Origin of the sequence: Vibrio sp. M250220 (genome assembly GCF_036533795.1) — a bacterium.
Lineage (GTDB): Bacteria > Pseudomonadota > Gammaproteobacteria > Enterobacterales > Vibrionaceae > Vibrio.
Window position 1 is genome coordinate 1 of record NZ_JATABI010000168.1, and the last position, 722, is coordinate 722.

General features: G+C 44.9%; 1 protein-coding gene. It reads right to left on the minus strand.

Going from position 1 to position 722, the window contains the following annotated elements:
* Positions 1-614: IS630 family transposase (locus tag QTN94_RS20180; RefSeq protein WP_331428671.1), on the minus strand; the 614-nt coding region annotated here is incomplete at its 3' end.
* Between the last annotated feature and the right edge of the window lie 108 nt (positions 615-722).

Genomic DNA, 722 nt, shown 5'->3' on the forward strand with positions numbered 1-722 from the left:
GTCGCCACTTTCTTTTGCTGACCTTTGGGCATCCAATCTGCTCCAATTTTAGGGTTTAAGTGGATATCGACCTCATCTTCATAAAACACTGGATTGTCAGCATCGCAACACTCCAATGCCTTTTTGATTCTGGCGAGTTTTGCTTCTTTATCTGGGTCTTTGATATGCAATGTTGGCGAGGCTCTTCGCCAGACAATTCCAAGCTTAGGTAACCATCGACGAATGGTCGATGAGTGTACTTTAAGTCCAAATATCCGATTAACCTCAATCGCCATCAGCTCTGTACTCCAACGTGAACGCTGATATCCCAGACTTTGAGGATTAAGCGTTAATAAAGTCGTCAATATTGCGGCAATTTGAAGAAAAGGTAGCGTCGCAGGTCTACCTCGGGTTGAACTTTCCAAGCCCTCGATACCGCATTCCGTGTACCAGTTAACCCAGCGTCCTATGGAAGAGCGGGCAGCAACCAGAAGCTTTGATACAGTGGTAACGGAATACCCTTGTGAAAGAAGTAATATGGCATTCAAGCGGCGGCAATGGTCTTTATCCTTAGTCTTATGTATCTTTTTAGCGATACGACGTCGCTCTGCGCGGTCAGGTAATGTTAGAATCATGAGAACTCGGTAACGGTTGTAGGTTTGTATGTTTGGCGACTGATCAGATCGCTCAAACGGTACCGAGTTCCCTTCTTTTTCTACAAACCAGTGATCTATATTTAGGAA